The sequence below is a fragment of the Reinekea forsetii genome, assembly GCF_002795845.1.
Taxonomy (GTDB): domain Bacteria; phylum Pseudomonadota; class Gammaproteobacteria; order Pseudomonadales; family Natronospirillaceae; genus Reinekea; species Reinekea forsetii.
In genome coordinates this window covers 2052041-2065485 of sequence record NZ_CP011797.1, presented here as the reverse complement: position 1 = coordinate 2065485, position 13445 = coordinate 2052041, and the positions used below count along the sequence as shown (strand labels likewise).

The window sequence follows — 13445 nt, the reverse complement described above, 5'->3', positions numbered from 1 at the left end:
GGAGGGAATATGATATTCGATACCACGGCTTTACAGCACAAACCATTCAAAGAAGCACTTGAGAAATTAGAAGGATTATTGTCTCACTCCAAGGCAATATTACTTGGTGCAGGTGCAAGTTACTGTGCGGGGCTGCCATTAACTAACCAGCTTACAGCGAGCGTACTTGCAAGTGATAAATTGTCAGATGATTCAAAGGGAATTCTGACAGCAATACAAACCTCGTTTACTGATGCAAATCCTGCGGCTCATATAGAAGACTTTTTAAGCGAGCTGGTGGATTGGTTGGCAATTGCCAATCGTAGAGCCAGCAGAGCTGTGCCTGATAATACTGTGACCATAGGTGCCGCGACTTATACAGAAAAGCAGTTAGCTACCGCAATTGATGAAATCAAGTTGGCTATTGAGGGGCAGATTAGTCAACAGGTAGATTCCAGTATTCATGAGCGTTTTGTACAGGCTTTACATCGGCCAATGCGCCCAGGGAAAGCAACTCACGGCGAATGCATCGACTATCTAGTCATGAATTATGACTCTCTTATTGAAGATGCCCTGGCTCTTTCCAAAGTGCATTATGCTGATGGCCTTGCTGGCGGAGTATCGGCTTGGTGGGAGCCATTGACCTTTGATGCCAAAGGGTTAGATGCAAAGGTTTATAAACTGCATGGCTCGATCGACTGGGTTGAAACTTCTGGCTCAACAGTGCCGCATCGTATCGCTTCGCATTTAACACGAAACACAGAAACAACATCCAAGATTATGATTTGGCCAGCATCGACTAAGTATCGTGAAGCCCAGCTTGACCCGTATGCGCATTTAATGGCCAAAGCCAGAGCAGTGTTAAACCCCAATAATGGTGAACAACGGGTTTTACTGATTTTGGGTTACAGCTTTGGTGATGCGCACATTAATCTTGAAATTGAACGCGGATTAAAAGCATCTAATGGCAACCTTACGGTTATTGTATTTACCAGTGATGCTACACCTAATGGCATTTTAGATTCTTGGCACCAAGATCCTGAGATAAATGAGCAAGTATTAATATTTGCTGACAAAGGTTTTTTTCACGCAGGCCAACAAGAACATTCTGCACAGAGTATTGAGTGGTGGAAGTTTGAAAATTTAACACAGATTCTTGAGGGAGGAGCTTAGCATGGAGCACAGTAGATATTCCAAACCCATAGAGAACCTTGCCATTGGTAAAATTATTGAAGTCGATGGCTCTCGAATTATTGCCGAGCTTGACCCTTCCATATCTGATCTTTCCCGAGTTTTTGCCGGTGAGAATTACCCCATTGGGCAATTTGGCTCAATTATAAAAGTTCACTTTGGTCGGCGCTCGATATATGGGTTAGTTAGCCGCCTCCGTATGAAGGCTGATTATCAGCTTGAGCAAGGGCTGCCTGTTGCATCTTCAGATGAGCGCATTATTGAAGCTGATTTATTTGGTGAGGGTGAGTGGCGTAAAAATGAAAACGGTGATTTATCACTTGAGTTTGAACGTGGTGTAGCGACTTATCCTCTGCCACAGCAAACCTTGTACATCACTCCAAAGGCTGAACTTCGTTTTATTTATGGTGATGCCAGAGGCGCTGTCATTCAGCTTGGCGAGCATGTCGGTTCTGGTGGTGCTCCCTGTTACGCCGAGCTAAATGAGTTATTAGGCAAGCATACGGCCATTTTGGGTTCTACGGGCGCAGGTAAATCAGGTGCGGTTGCGGCAGTTATTCACAGTATTCTTGAACGTGGAGATATTGCGAACCACCAACATTGGCATCCACAAATTATCGTACTCGACCCGCATAACGAATATGGCAAAGCTTTCCCGGAACATCAGCGTCTTTCAACCGATGAAGGAACGCTGGTGTTGCCTTATTGGTTGTTAGATTTGGAAGAGTCTTTAAGCTTATTTATTGGTAAAACAGAATATGCAGCTACTTCGCAATCAAATATTATAAAAAACGCCTTGATTAAAGTGCGTGAACAAGCCGCAGAGTCATTGGGGTTGGATAAAACCAAGTTAACTGTAGACTCTCCAGTACCTTATGTTTTAGGTGATACCTATGGGCTAGATAATTTTGGAAAGAATGGTGATGACCTTTATACGATAGGGTTAATAGGCGCTATAAATACTCAGCGACCACAAAACAAAAGTCAAAAAGATCATGAAGATTATAATAAAGTTATCCGTAAAATTAGCTCTTTGCTAAAAGATGGTCGGCTTAATTTTATGATGAAACCTTGGGATGGGGTTCAAGACCCGCTACCTACTATCGTTAATCAATTCTTAACTCGCAAAACCACAGTGCAGATTGTAGACCTTTCCGGTGTGCCCAACGAAGTTGCTGGCGTTGCAAGTGCCGCGATAGCACGAATTATTTTTCAGTTAAAAGTTTGGCAGTCAGAGGATGAGCGGCGTGACAGCCCGGTTTTGCTGGTATGTGAAGAAGCTCACCGTTATGTTCCCAACAGAGGCGAAGCGCAGTATGAAGCGGCTCAATCCGCAATCAGGCGTATTGCTAAAGAGGGTCGCAAATATGGTGTTGGTTTACTGCTGGTGTCTCAGCGCCCCAGTGAAGTTGAGGCTACAGTGCTTTCGCAATGTAACTCATGGATTGTTCTGAGAATAACAAATGATTCAGACCGAGAGCATGTTCGAAGTGTGTTACCAGACTCGATGTCCGGCTTAACCAAAATGCTTTCAGGTTTACGTAGGCAAGAAGCTATTTTTGTAGGCCAGGCAGCCACACTCCCATCACGTATTATGATTCGCAGTTTATCCAAGGTGCAGCTTCCTCGTTCTAACGATGTAGATTTTGATAAAGGCTGGCAGAAAGAAGCGCTATCTGAAGATCAAATTGGAACTGTTGTGGAGCGGTGGCGGTATCAAAGCAGATGAGGATCAAAAACATAAAGGCCTAACTTATTGAACCGTAATCTTTTCATGATTGCTGCTCGGTCTATTAACCATTGCAGGACTGCCCCAAGGCCCATGTAGTCGGTGTATCCAAGCTGCCTCTTTGTTTAGTGCTCTCAGTATGTTTTTTACGGTTAACCAATATCGGTAACGGGAGCTTGGTTTGAGATGTCTTGTTTGGACTTGTAAGTACCAGCGCAGATGCTTGAGTTGATATTGGTACGGGCCAACCTGAAATCTCGTCCATATAACAGCCGCTATTTTCTTTGCTCGATGGGTATGTTCTTTAACGCGAGTACCACGATTACCTTTCAGCTTACGATTTAATAAATGCTCCATATGTTGCTCGGCTTGTTTGTGATTGGCTGGGCGCATAATTATTCAATACGCTATTTACTACTGCCAATATAGGCTGCAACCACATCGGTGCGATTGTGTCCTAATTCTTGGGCGAGAATGGTGCGGGCTTTTTTATCCAGCGCTTTATCGGCTTGTCGTTTTCCGGTAATGACCGGAGCGGGATAGCCGGTAATGGCTTGATAGCGTTCGCAAGCATAGGCGGCTCGCATATCGTGAAAACCATTGATGGTTGTCTGGTTTGTCATGGCACGCCACTGGTTATACCGGTGGACTCGCCATTTTTTATAGTTCCTTTCAGGTGGAATTAAATTCTGTTCTTTGCCCTGCATGAGAGTGGCGGCTTTTAGGGTTTGCAGACACTGGTTACTGACGGGTATCCACCGGTCTGACCCTTTGCCTCTTCCGCCCTTGGTGCCTTGGGTAATATTAATACGCCCGTGTTGCCTGGCCTGGCGGAGAGCTTTGCGTGTATCGAGTAAAGAAGCTTCTTTAAAACGTAAACCCAGATCACGGGTGAGTTTAGCAATGAGCATCGTCCGGTTTTGACCGTGTTTAACGGTGATGGCTTTTAACACGTCCGTTTTAAACGTTGCAGGAATGGTTGAACGGACGTGAGAACGTTGCCCTATAATCTGCGCGGGCTTGATCGTCAGGACGGTATCTTTACGCATTGTTTCCAGTATCACATTCACCGTTGATAGCCGGTTTTGAGCATAGGCCACGCTCATTTCTCCCTTGCTAACTAATTCTTTCAAAAGCTGATTATGTTTGTTCAGAACGGTCGGGGTAATTTTTCTAGCATCGTTAATTCCTTCATCCTTTAAAAAATGAACGAATTGGTTCCAGCGTTCTTCATGGGTTGCACGGGTACTGAAATGACCCTGACCATACCGATCAGCCAACGCATTTTTACCCGCCCATGCGAGTTGTTTGCCATAGCCATAATTACGATTGCCGCCGACGTTGCCCATATAAACCCTGAAACTGGTAAGTGTTAAACCGGATTAAGCACCGGTCGTGCTGTGCTGAGCCGCTCAGCCTGCGGAGGTTAAAACCTCATGGGCAAATGACTGGCTCCTCATGCTTGGTGCACCTGAACAGGGGTTAATGCCTGCGGGTTGTGTACTGTGCCAATTGATCAAACCTTTAAATAGGGTTTAGTCGTTGGTCGCATGGGTGCCTGTGTCGGCGTTTTTACTGCTTTTGTATCAGCGATGTGGCTGCTAATGCATTGTATGGACTACGATTATTGCCGAATTATCAGACCCGTCTCTGTGTAAAGTCTCCACAGAGACGGGTTAGCGCATCGTTGCCGGTTTCTCATTATTGCTGGCATCACCTCCTTTTTAGGTGTGTTGATTAATGGAAGGGTGTGTTTGTGAATGCATGTGATCCCCGATTAATGGGTTAAACAGGGATCAAATCATTCACGGCATTGGTTCCACTGGAACCCATGTGCCTTCATGCCAATTACTCATGAAGGACTCGCTTGCAGCTAAGTCTGTAGCTGCCACAGATAAGTGCCACCACTAGAACATAAAACCCTTAGCCGTAACCCTCAAAAACCGTTCAAGGTGTGAAGTACATTTTTTCAATGTACTGAATGGCCGGGCTATTCCGCCGAACAGTTTTTCTGTGCGATAAAAGTTCTTCCGGGTATGAACAGATATTTCATTGTTTTCTCCGTCTTTGTGCATAGCATAAGACCGCTATACACAAAAACGGAGACGTGAAATGAGCTGTAAAATTCTTAGATTGAGGGAAGTAAAGGAAATAACAGGGTTATCTCGCTCAACAATTTATCTGGAGATTGCCAAGGGAAAATTTCCGAAACAAATACAATTGACGGGTGCCCGTTCGGTGGGGTGGCATGAAAGTGCAATCATACAGTGGGTTGAATCAAGGCAGCAGGCGTAACAAGCCGTGTAAGAATAACTCTATAAATAAATAACCTAGCAACCTTCCAATAAAGGGCAACAGTACCTCAAAGATCAATTCCATTGTAAATGTGTCTGATCAAGCATGAGTCAGTACAGCTTAAGTGATCAGGTGGGGTATAATGAGGGGTATCAGATTGGCAAGTTGAGTGTATAGGTAATTAAATCAGATAGTTAAAAATGTATGGGCGGCATGATGTAAGCCGTTCCCCCGAATTCCATTCGGACTCTAAGAAGCCCGTAAGCCTAGTGCTTGCGGGCTTTTTTTATGGTAGCGATACTTTCGCCTCAGCCGTTATAAGGCCGTATAAATTGTCTATACAGCTCTGCAGTGTTGTAAACTCAGGGTCGATTTCTTGAAACGCATCATCCAGGTACAGGCGCCGGTTTATTTCGATCATGATGGAGCTTAGTCGTTTGTCTTCTTTATACAGGCTTAGGGTGTAATCCCCCATTTTCAATCTCAGCTAAAAATAGAGAGGCTATTACTCACAGTCGTTATCTCCGCGTAACCCCTGCAGGCTAATGGTGGCAGGCTCTCCATAGGCTTCTGTCGTTTTTGGATGGAAAAACCCCAAGAACCCATTTCATCTATTCCAAACTAATTCGCCCTTCCGGTTGAACAACCACACCTGGTCTCTGTATGGTGGCCGCTCGTTTTGTAATTTGGAGTTGTTAATGGCTAGTGTGGACTAGTAGATTGGGAAACTCATACTTTGACAAAAGCCCACCTACCCCCTAAATAGACTCCTACTGAGAATTTATTTGTTATATCTTTAATTGACTTTAGGGCACCTCTCCAGAGTCTCTACAACATCAGCGATGACCAATCTGAATTTCAGATCCGAGACCGGTATAGCTTTTGTCGATTTCTGGGATTGATGCCCGAGGATCGGGTACCCGATGCCAAAACAATCTGGTTATTTCGGGAGCGGCTGACTAAAAAGGGTATCGTTAAGCAGTTATTTCATGGTTTTGAATATCAACTGCAACTGAAGGGCCTCGCGGCGCGCAAAGGCCAAATTGTCGATGCAAGTTTTATTGAAGCTCCCAGACAACGTAATACCCGTGAAGAAAACAAAGACATTAAAGCCGGCATTACCCCCGAAAGCTTTGCGGAAAACAACCATAAAGCCAGCCAGAAAGACGTTGATGCCCGGTGGACCAAGAAGAATAATGAAGTTCACTTTGGATATAAAGTGCATGTCGCCATCGATAATGAAAACAAATTGATCCGTGACTATGATGTCACCTCTGCAGAAGTTCACGACAGTCAGGTCTTTATCGAATTGCTAGCCGACAACAGTTCGGCCGATGTATGGGCAGACAGCGCCTATCAAAGTGAAGCGAGTACATTGGAACTTTATGCGTCGGGTTACCGTAACAAGGTTCATAAAAAGGCCCGACGTAATAAGCCGTTGTCAGTCAAACAACAAGAAATGAACAGCAAGAAATCCAAGACGCGTGCTCGTGTTGAACATGTATTTGGATCGATGGAAAATGAACAAGGCGGAATGTTTGTTCGAACCATTGGCCACACACGAGCGGCCGTCAAAATTGGCCTGATGAACTTGGCTTACAATATGAGACGAATGGTCAGTCTTCAAAGGAGAGGTGCGTCCGTTATTTGCTAAATGAACGAAAATAGGCCATTAAAAGGTCGTTTTTGAGCTTTATTGAACTAAAAACGGTAAATTACGCAAAAATATGGTGCCTACGGAAATATTAATAAACAACGAATAATAACGCTGGGTAAAAGCGAGTTAATAGAGGTGCCCTTCTGAAAGATATTGTATTTGACATGGTTATGTATTGCTCATATTAATCGCTCATTGAGATTTAGAAAACTAACTTAAAAGGACGTGATAAATGTTAGATGATATTGTCGCATACAAAAAACATGAAACGGAAAGTAAAGAAAAGCAATTGACTATTTCACAGCTTAAGCAGCAAATTAAAAAAGCAAGGTCGCCCAGAAATTTCAAGCACGCACTTTCCGGTGCTAATATTTCATTGATTGCGGAAGTAAAAAAGAAATCACCTTCGAAAGGAATTCTAAAAGAAAACTTTAATCATCTTGAAATCGCAAAGCTCTATCAAAAGGCCGGTGTAAGCGCGATATCGGTTTTGGGGGATGAGCATTTTTTTGCGGGAAGTTCAGAAATTGTACGCTCCATCGCGAGTAACTCAGATATATCTGTACCGGTGATGTTTAAAGATTTTATTGCCTCGGAATATCAGTTGTATGAGGCTCGTGCTTCTAATGCCGATGCGGTGTTACTCATCGTCCGAATACTCGATCAAAACACACTGAAAGATCTGATCGCGAAAACGCATGAATTGGGAATGTCCGCTTTGGTTGAAACATTCGACGAATCTGATGTTAAAAGAGCACTTGAGGCCGGTGCAGAGATTATTGGTATTAACAATAGGGATCTTGATACGTTTAAAACCGATTTTGAGAAAACACGCCGGCTTATGGAGCTAATTCCAGATAATATAATCACAGTCAGTGAAAGTGGTATCCACACTCGAGAGGATGTTCTTTTCATGGAGTCACTTGGTTTTAATGCCATGCTGATTGGTGAGTCCATTATTTGTCAAGAAGATATTCCAGGGAAAATTTCCGAAATAATGATGGATTAAATCAAGGTTTTGAATCGCCTTTTAGGCAGTAGGTGATACGAACAAAGGAATGCAGGTATCGTATGCTAAAAATATTAATCATCGGATATGGATTCGCTGGGCGTAGTTTGCATCATCACTGTATCTCAAAAATGCGTGATATGGGTTGGAGTAATGTTATTAATCCTGGGGTCGTTGCTATCGACAACGCGCAGCCAAGAGCAAAAATCGAATACGAGAATGTTCTTTTCCAGACGGCACTGCAGCCAATAAGCAAGGAAGATTCTGCGTATTGCGTATTGCATGTCTGTTCTCCACCATCCTCACACTTTGAAAATATTAAGACAGCATTAAATTGCGGGTATCGCCAAATCATTGTTGAGAAGCCAGCCGTCTCGACTCGTGAGCAACTATTGCAATTAAAAGCGCTAGAGCGGTTCTATGGCGCTAAAATTCTGGTCGTTGCTAATTGGGTAAGCAGTGCCGCTGTGACTAAAGCAAAGGAGCTACTGGACTCCGAGGCCTTTGGTCGTCTTAGTCATATTACCGTGGTGCAGAATAAATCACGCTTTATGCGCTCCCGACAACGCTGTGGTGAGCACGTATTCGACATCGAAATGCCTCATCAAGTCGCACTAGCTCTGTATTTGGGTGGGGCTGCTGTGGTTGAGTCGGCACAAGTATCAGACATGATTATGCCGGACATGGTGATTCCGAATTTAGGCAAAGGTGATCTGACACTGCGGCATGACAATGGAATCACTTCGCAGCTTCATTCCAGTTTAATACACACATCCAGGGAACGTTATCTCAATGTGCTCACTTCAACCGGTCACAGAATAGAGGTAGCCTTTCCGTCTGGAGGTGATGATAGTTACTCTCGGTTAACCATTGTGACACCCACTGGCACTTTGTACTCAGACCAACTGATAGAAGATGACCCTCTCACCTTGTGTTTTATCAGAGCCTATCAGTACTTTATTGCGAGCCAGCAAAACTTTTCAGTGATCCGCCCTGCGGGAATGGACCTCGGATTCAATGAGCAAAAAGTTGAGATTCTTGAGGCCGCTAAAAATATATCCGTACGCTCAGGAACTCAAGTTAACTGTCACCCTATGACCGAAATGTCCTTAAAGGAAACCGCCTAATGGCTGTACCATTCTATGAAAATCAGCAGGAAATTATGTTTTTCCAGCAACAGTGGAAAGCACAACTTAAGGAAATTATACAGCAGACCGAACTCATAAATGGAAGCCAGGTTGATAGCTTTGAACGAGAAATGGAACAGTTTACCGGAATCAAAAATGCGATCGCGGTTGGCAATGGTACCGATGCTCTCATTATCGGCCTAACCGCTGCGGGAGTCGGGGTTGGCGATGAAGTTATCGTTCCCTGTTATTCCTTTTTTGCTTCGGTTTCCTGCATATTACATGTTGGCGCGACACCCGTGTTTGTAGATATCGAGGCGGAATCCTATGCCATGAATTCAACTTCCATAGAAGCAGCAATAACGCCTAAAACGAAAGCGATCATGCCTGTCCATTTGTTTTGTCAAATGGCAGACATGCCGAGCATCCGGGAGGTTGCTGAACGGCATCAGTTGTTGATATTTGAAGACAGTGCCGAAGCCATTGGAATGTATCAAAATGGTGTGCATGCAGGCGGTTTCGGCTTAGGTGGGGTTTTATCTTTTTTTCCAACTAAAACACTTGGGGCGCTCGGTGACGCAGGCATGATACTCACAAACAACGACAAATTTGCGAAAGCTTGCCGACAGCTTGGTAATTTAGGGCGGGACGAATCCGGTATCGCTCAGCGAATTGGCTTTAATAGCCGAATGGACGAGTGGCACGCGATGGTTTTACGGTCCCGGTTCTCGGTTTTAGAGGAAAACATACAAGCAAGGTCAGCAAATTCTGATTATCTAACGACAAGTCTGAACGCACAAGCACCAATGGTAAAAACGCCAATATTCAACAGTCGTGGGTATGACGCAAATCGGGTTGATTATGTGTATCTAATTGAGGTAGATAACCGTGATGCTTTGGCTCAACACTTAGCACTAGCAGGAATTACAACAGAAACCTATTACCCAATCCCTCTGCATATGCAGCCCATCTGTCGACACTTAGGGTACCGCCAGGGCGATTTCCCAGTAGCTGAAAAAGCTTCTACCTGTGCTTTGGGATTGCCAATGCATGCAGAAATGCAGCAGCATCAACTTGATGACATTGTTCAATGTATACAAAATTTCTATAAGGAGTAATTGGACATGACCATCTCATTTTTTAACTATGTCGAGAGATACAAATCATTGCCAGATAGGCTGCCTGAACTCATAGAGGCGCACTGTGCCAAAGGGCAGTTTATACTGAAAGATTCAGTCGTTTCATTTGAAAAGGCAATCGCGGAGTATCTGCAACTTCACAATTCAACTCAGAAAGCTGTCCATTGTGCTGCTGTCAGTTCAGCTTCAATGGGTATGGTCATCGCATTAAAAGCGTTGGGCATAGGTCCAGGAGATGAAGTCATCACTCCTGCATACTCATATGTTTCAACGGCGAGTGCAATTGTATCGGTCGGAGCCACACCAATATTCGTGGACGTAAACAAGAATGACTTCATGCTAAACAGTGAAACTGTCTTGTGTAAAATCACCTCACGAACGAAGGCTGTTATTGCAGTTCACCTGTATCGACAAGTAATGGACGTTGCGGCGTTAAAATCTAAATTACCTGCATCAATCTCGATAGTAGAAGACAGCGCTACTTGCTTGGGTGGCAGTGTTAACGGAACACCCACGGGACTGATCGGAGATGTTGGTGTGTACTCCTTCTTCCCGGCTAAGCCGCTAGGTGGGTTAGGTGACGCAGGTATGTTAGTGACACATGACAAATTGTTACATCGAAAATGCGCAATGTACCGCAATCATGGGCAAGATGGGCAAGTCCGTTTCACCCATTTTGTTTTGGGTTATAACAGTCGTATGGACGACATAAATGCAGCCTATCTGATGCAGAAACTTACCAAGTTGGAAGAACAGAATCAGCGTCGAAACGCGATTGTTGAACAGTACGATGCGGTTATTGATAGATTGGGCTGGCGTCGTCAGCAGAGTGATATTTCACTTGGTGACGTGAAGAACGTCCCATACAGCTACGTACTTTTAACAGAATCCCCTCAAGCATTAGCTGACCATCTACGGAGAGAAGGGATAGAAAGTAAACGCGGATTTCCCGACCCATTGCCGGATCAACCTGCCTTTGCTGATTGGCGAAAAATCGACGATGACTTCCCAAATTCGCAAACAATTGCTCAACAGGCGATCGCCCTACCGATTTATCCGGAACTTACCGATACGCAAGTTGAGTCGGTCGTTATTGCTTTACAATCATATAAAGGGTAACCAATGCTTGAGCGTTTATCTGGCCTCGCAGATGAAGCGGGTCGAAACCTGACACAGCAGATTGATGCACATCAACAATTGAATTGGCAGTTTATGGAGCTTCGGAATATCGACGGGATGCCCGTGGATGAACTTAGCGGTGTATTGGCAAAATCAGTCGCCAAGCAATTAGCGGACGCCGGGCTGCAAGTTAATTGCCTAGCCTCTCGAATTGGCAACTGGCAACGATCGATCGATACAGACTTAGAACAAGAAGAAGATGAGCTTGCACGGCTGATTGATTTAAGTCATTTCGTCGGTAGTCGCCACATACGCGTAATGTCATACCTGCAAGGTTACCTGGAAATCAATGAATGGCGGGATCGGGTGTTAGAACGGTTGACAAGACTAACCGCCAGAGCTGCGCAAGGTGGGTTGGTTCTCCTTCACGAAAACTGTACAGGTTGGGCAGGAATCGACGCACAGAATACACAAATAATGCTCAAGGAAATAACGTCTCCATCGCTACAGTTGTTGTTAGATCTCGGTAATGGTCCAGCCTATCAAAATGCGCCTGAAGATTTTATAACATCCTGCTTTGACTCGATCGCACATGTGCATATCAAAGATGCCGTTCGCACTGCCAATGGCAAAATCGATTATTGCTTTCCAGGCAAGGGTGCAGTCCACCTTCTCGAAAACATTAAGCAGTTACTGAAGCTAGGTTATAACGGACTCTTCTCCATCGAGCCCCATATTGACATGATTGCACATGAAGGAGGGCGCCAACTGGATGTTGACGGTATTAATGAACATTACATTGCTTACGGGCAGGCAGCGTTGGAATTGCTGCAGCAAGCAAAAAACGACCTATCACGTGCGAAAACTTTTGCCGAGGTAGCAATATGAAAATGGCTCATTCTGTGTTGACGCCAAGCTACCAGGAACTACTGCTTCGACTCCTGGAGATAGATACCGTTTCTCCAATGGAAACTGGAACACTGTCAGATCTTAGCAAAGCAAATATGGAGTTTACTCAAGCGGCTGTCGCATTGGGATTTGAGGTGGTAACAGAAGTTATCGGCCAAGACAGCAATAAGTTACCAGCCTCAGTACGCCGAAAGGTTCAAGAGGTTGGGGCACCTTTTTTTCCAAACCAGCCGTCAATGGTGCTTGGCTTGGGGGATTGGCGTAACCGAGAACGTACCATAATGTTTAACTTTCATATGGATACCGTTGGGCCGGTACTGCCCGTAAAACAAACTACAGATCGAATTGAAGGGCGTGGAGTGGTTGACAACAAGGGACCAGGTGTCGCCGTTCTCGCCGCCATTGATCGCTGGTTGGCAAAAAACGACAAACCGCAGCGCATTGGTATTCTAATACAGGTCGTGGGTGGTGAGGAAGGTGGTGCGATGGGCACTTATGGAACAAGGATGCTTTTTGACCAAAGTTACTATGGTGCTTTAAATGTCTTCGTCATACCTTCGGAAGGTCAATACTTTGATTCCTCTACGTCATCAATGACTGTTGAGATAAATGTTGATGGCAACAGCGCAACAGACGACAGCCCATCAGCAGCTGTCAATGCAACCTTATTACTCTCGGCGATGGCAACATCAATTAGCAAAACACTGGCCCCTGAGCTGGAAAAACATCAAGTTAAAATGACGGTGGCTGGATTACACACTGGGAGCATGCATAACCGTGTTTACGGCCAAGGCAAGCTGCTTATGAACTTTTCCTATCGTTTACAAAAAGATGGGCAGCTAACTGAGCAGGCATTCGGTAGCGCCTATGATCAAGCGGTGACGAAATTCGTGAGCGATTTTTCTGGCATTCCCTTGTTTAAACGCACGATAGATCAGCTGTCGACCTCGTTAACGTACCGGTGGCTTAAGAAAGGCTTGCCTGTGTTGGATAACCGAGATCATAGATTAGAGTCGCTGTTGAATCGGGCTGGCATCAATCGACACAAACATAATGAACGAACTTTTACCTGTGATGCAATGTGGGGCCAGCAACATGACGCCTATTCCATCATGTATGGTCCTGGGTCACTGGAAGAGAACGGAGCTCATACCGCGGACGAGTTTATTTCCATTCATGAATTAGAAAGCTTCAGTCAATCAATCGTGCAACTACTCGCACAGTTCAATCACGAATTTACATTGCCTGAACGCACTCGCGTACAGGCAAAGATCCCAACAGCTTAAGGATA

The 13445-nt window shown here is 44.8% G+C and carries 11 protein-coding genes; 10 read left to right on the top strand and 1 reads right to left on the bottom strand.

All coding sequences use genetic code 11. The features are described from left to right. Window positions 1–9 precede the first annotated feature (9 nt). Both REIFOR_RS09625 and REIFOR_RS09620 read left to right on the top strand, forming a co-directional pair. The gene (locus REIFOR_RS09625) at window positions 10–1152 is read left to right on the top strand and encodes an SIR2 family protein (protein WP_100257348.1); all 1143 of its coding nucleotides are present in this window, start codon (window positions 10–12) and stop codon (window positions 1150–1152) included. Window position 1153: 1 nt separating this feature from the next. Then, on the top strand, window positions 1154–2899 hold the full coding sequence (locus tag REIFOR_RS09620; RefSeq protein ID WP_100257347.1) for an ATP-binding protein: 1746 nt from the start codon (window positions 1154–1156) through the stop codon (window positions 2897–2899). 407 nt (window positions 2900–3306) lie between these two features. Here the strand turns inward: REIFOR_RS09620 and REIFOR_RS09615 are convergent, their stop codons facing one another. Next, window positions 3307–4248, bottom strand: coding sequence for an integrase domain-containing protein (locus REIFOR_RS09615; protein ID WP_100257346.1), 942 nt, complete (start codon window positions 4246–4248; stop codon window positions 3307–3309). A gap of 763 nt (window positions 4249–5011) precedes the next feature. Here REIFOR_RS09615 and REIFOR_RS09610 point away from each other — a divergent pair. The 8 genes from REIFOR_RS09610 (at window position 5012) to REIFOR_RS09570 (ending at window position 13440) form a co-directional block, all read left to right on the top strand. Then, window positions 5012–5194, top strand: coding sequence for a helix-turn-helix transcriptional regulator (locus REIFOR_RS09610; protein WP_100257345.1), 183 nt, complete (start codon window positions 5012–5014; stop codon window positions 5192–5194). Window positions 5195–5984: 790 nt separating this feature from the next. Next, complete coding sequence (locus REIFOR_RS09600; protein WP_145980276.1) at window positions 5985–6848, top strand: IS5 family transposase; 864 nt, start codon at window positions 5985–5987, stop codon at window positions 6846–6848. Window positions 6849–7083: 235 nt separating this feature from the next. Next, window positions 7084–7860, top strand: a complete 777-nt coding sequence (gene trpC / locus REIFOR_RS09595; protein ID WP_100257342.1) for an indole-3-glycerol phosphate synthase TrpC — start codon at window positions 7084–7086, stop codon at window positions 7858–7860. 62 nt (window positions 7861–7922) lie between these two features. Then, complete coding sequence (locus REIFOR_RS09590) at window positions 7923–8987, top strand: Gfo/Idh/MocA family protein (protein ID WP_100257341.1); 1065 nt, start codon at window positions 7923–7925, stop codon at window positions 8985–8987. Beyond that, window positions 8987–10105 (top strand): DegT/DnrJ/EryC1/StrS family aminotransferase, encoded by a 1119-nt coding sequence (locus REIFOR_RS09585; protein WP_100257340.1) that lies wholly within the window; start codon window positions 8987–8989, stop codon window positions 10103–10105. Before REIFOR_RS09590 ends, REIFOR_RS09585 begins: the two co-directional genes overlap by 1 nt. Before the next feature lie 6 nt (window positions 10106–10111). After that, the gene (locus REIFOR_RS09580; RefSeq protein ID WP_100257339.1) at window positions 10112–11245 is read left to right on the top strand and encodes a DegT/DnrJ/EryC1/StrS family aminotransferase; all 1134 of its coding nucleotides are present in this window, start codon (window positions 10112–10114) and stop codon (window positions 11243–11245) included. 3 nt (window positions 11246–11248) lie between these two features. Beyond that, window positions 11249–12133 carry a sugar phosphate isomerase/epimerase family protein gene (locus REIFOR_RS09575; protein ID WP_100257338.1) on the top strand — a complete coding sequence of 295 codons (885 nt, stop codon included), beginning with the start codon at window positions 11249–11251 and terminating at the stop codon, window positions 12131–12133. Beyond that, window positions 12130–13440: a M20/M25/M40 family metallo-hydrolase gene (locus tag REIFOR_RS09570; protein ID WP_100257337.1), complete on the top strand. Its 1311-nt coding sequence runs from the start codon at window positions 12130–12132 to the stop codon at window positions 13438–13440. The genes REIFOR_RS09575 and REIFOR_RS09570 overlap by 4 nt, the downstream gene beginning before the upstream one ends. The last annotated feature ends 5 nt before the right edge of the window (window positions 13441–13445 follow it).

Excerpts from the sequence above, each read along its gene's own strand:
- REIFOR_RS09625 (WP_100257348.1), top strand. The coding sequence starts at position 10 with ATGATATTCGATACCACGGCTTTACAGCACAAACCATTCAAAGAAGCA.
- REIFOR_RS09620 (WP_100257347.1), top strand. The coding sequence starts at position 1,154 with ATGGAGCACAGTAGATATTCCAAACCCATAGAGAACCTTGCCATTGGT.
- REIFOR_RS09615 (WP_100257346.1), bottom strand. The coding sequence starts at position 4,248 with ATGGGCAACGTCGGCGGCAATCGTAATTATGGCTATGGCAAACAACTC.
- REIFOR_RS09610 (WP_100257345.1), top strand. The coding sequence starts at position 5,012 with ATGAGCTGTAAAATTCTTAGATTGAGGGAAGTAAAGGAAATAACAGGG.
- trpC (WP_100257342.1), top strand. The coding sequence starts at position 7,084 with ATGTTAGATGATATTGTCGCATACAAAAAACATGAAACGGAAAGTAAA.
- REIFOR_RS09590 (WP_100257341.1), top strand. The coding sequence starts at position 7,923 with ATGCTAAAAATATTAATCATCGGATATGGATTCGCTGGGCGTAGTTTG.
- REIFOR_RS09585 (WP_100257340.1), top strand. The coding sequence starts at position 8,987 with ATGGCTGTACCATTCTATGAAAATCAGCAGGAAATTATGTTTTTCCAG.
- REIFOR_RS09580 (WP_100257339.1), top strand. The coding sequence starts at position 10,112 with ATGACCATCTCATTTTTTAACTATGTCGAGAGATACAAATCATTGCCA.
- REIFOR_RS09575 (WP_100257338.1), top strand. The coding sequence starts at position 11,249 with ATGCTTGAGCGTTTATCTGGCCTCGCAGATGAAGCGGGTCGAAACCTG.
- REIFOR_RS09570 (WP_100257337.1), top strand. The coding sequence starts at position 12,130 with ATGAAAATGGCTCATTCTGTGTTGACGCCAAGCTACCAGGAACTACTG.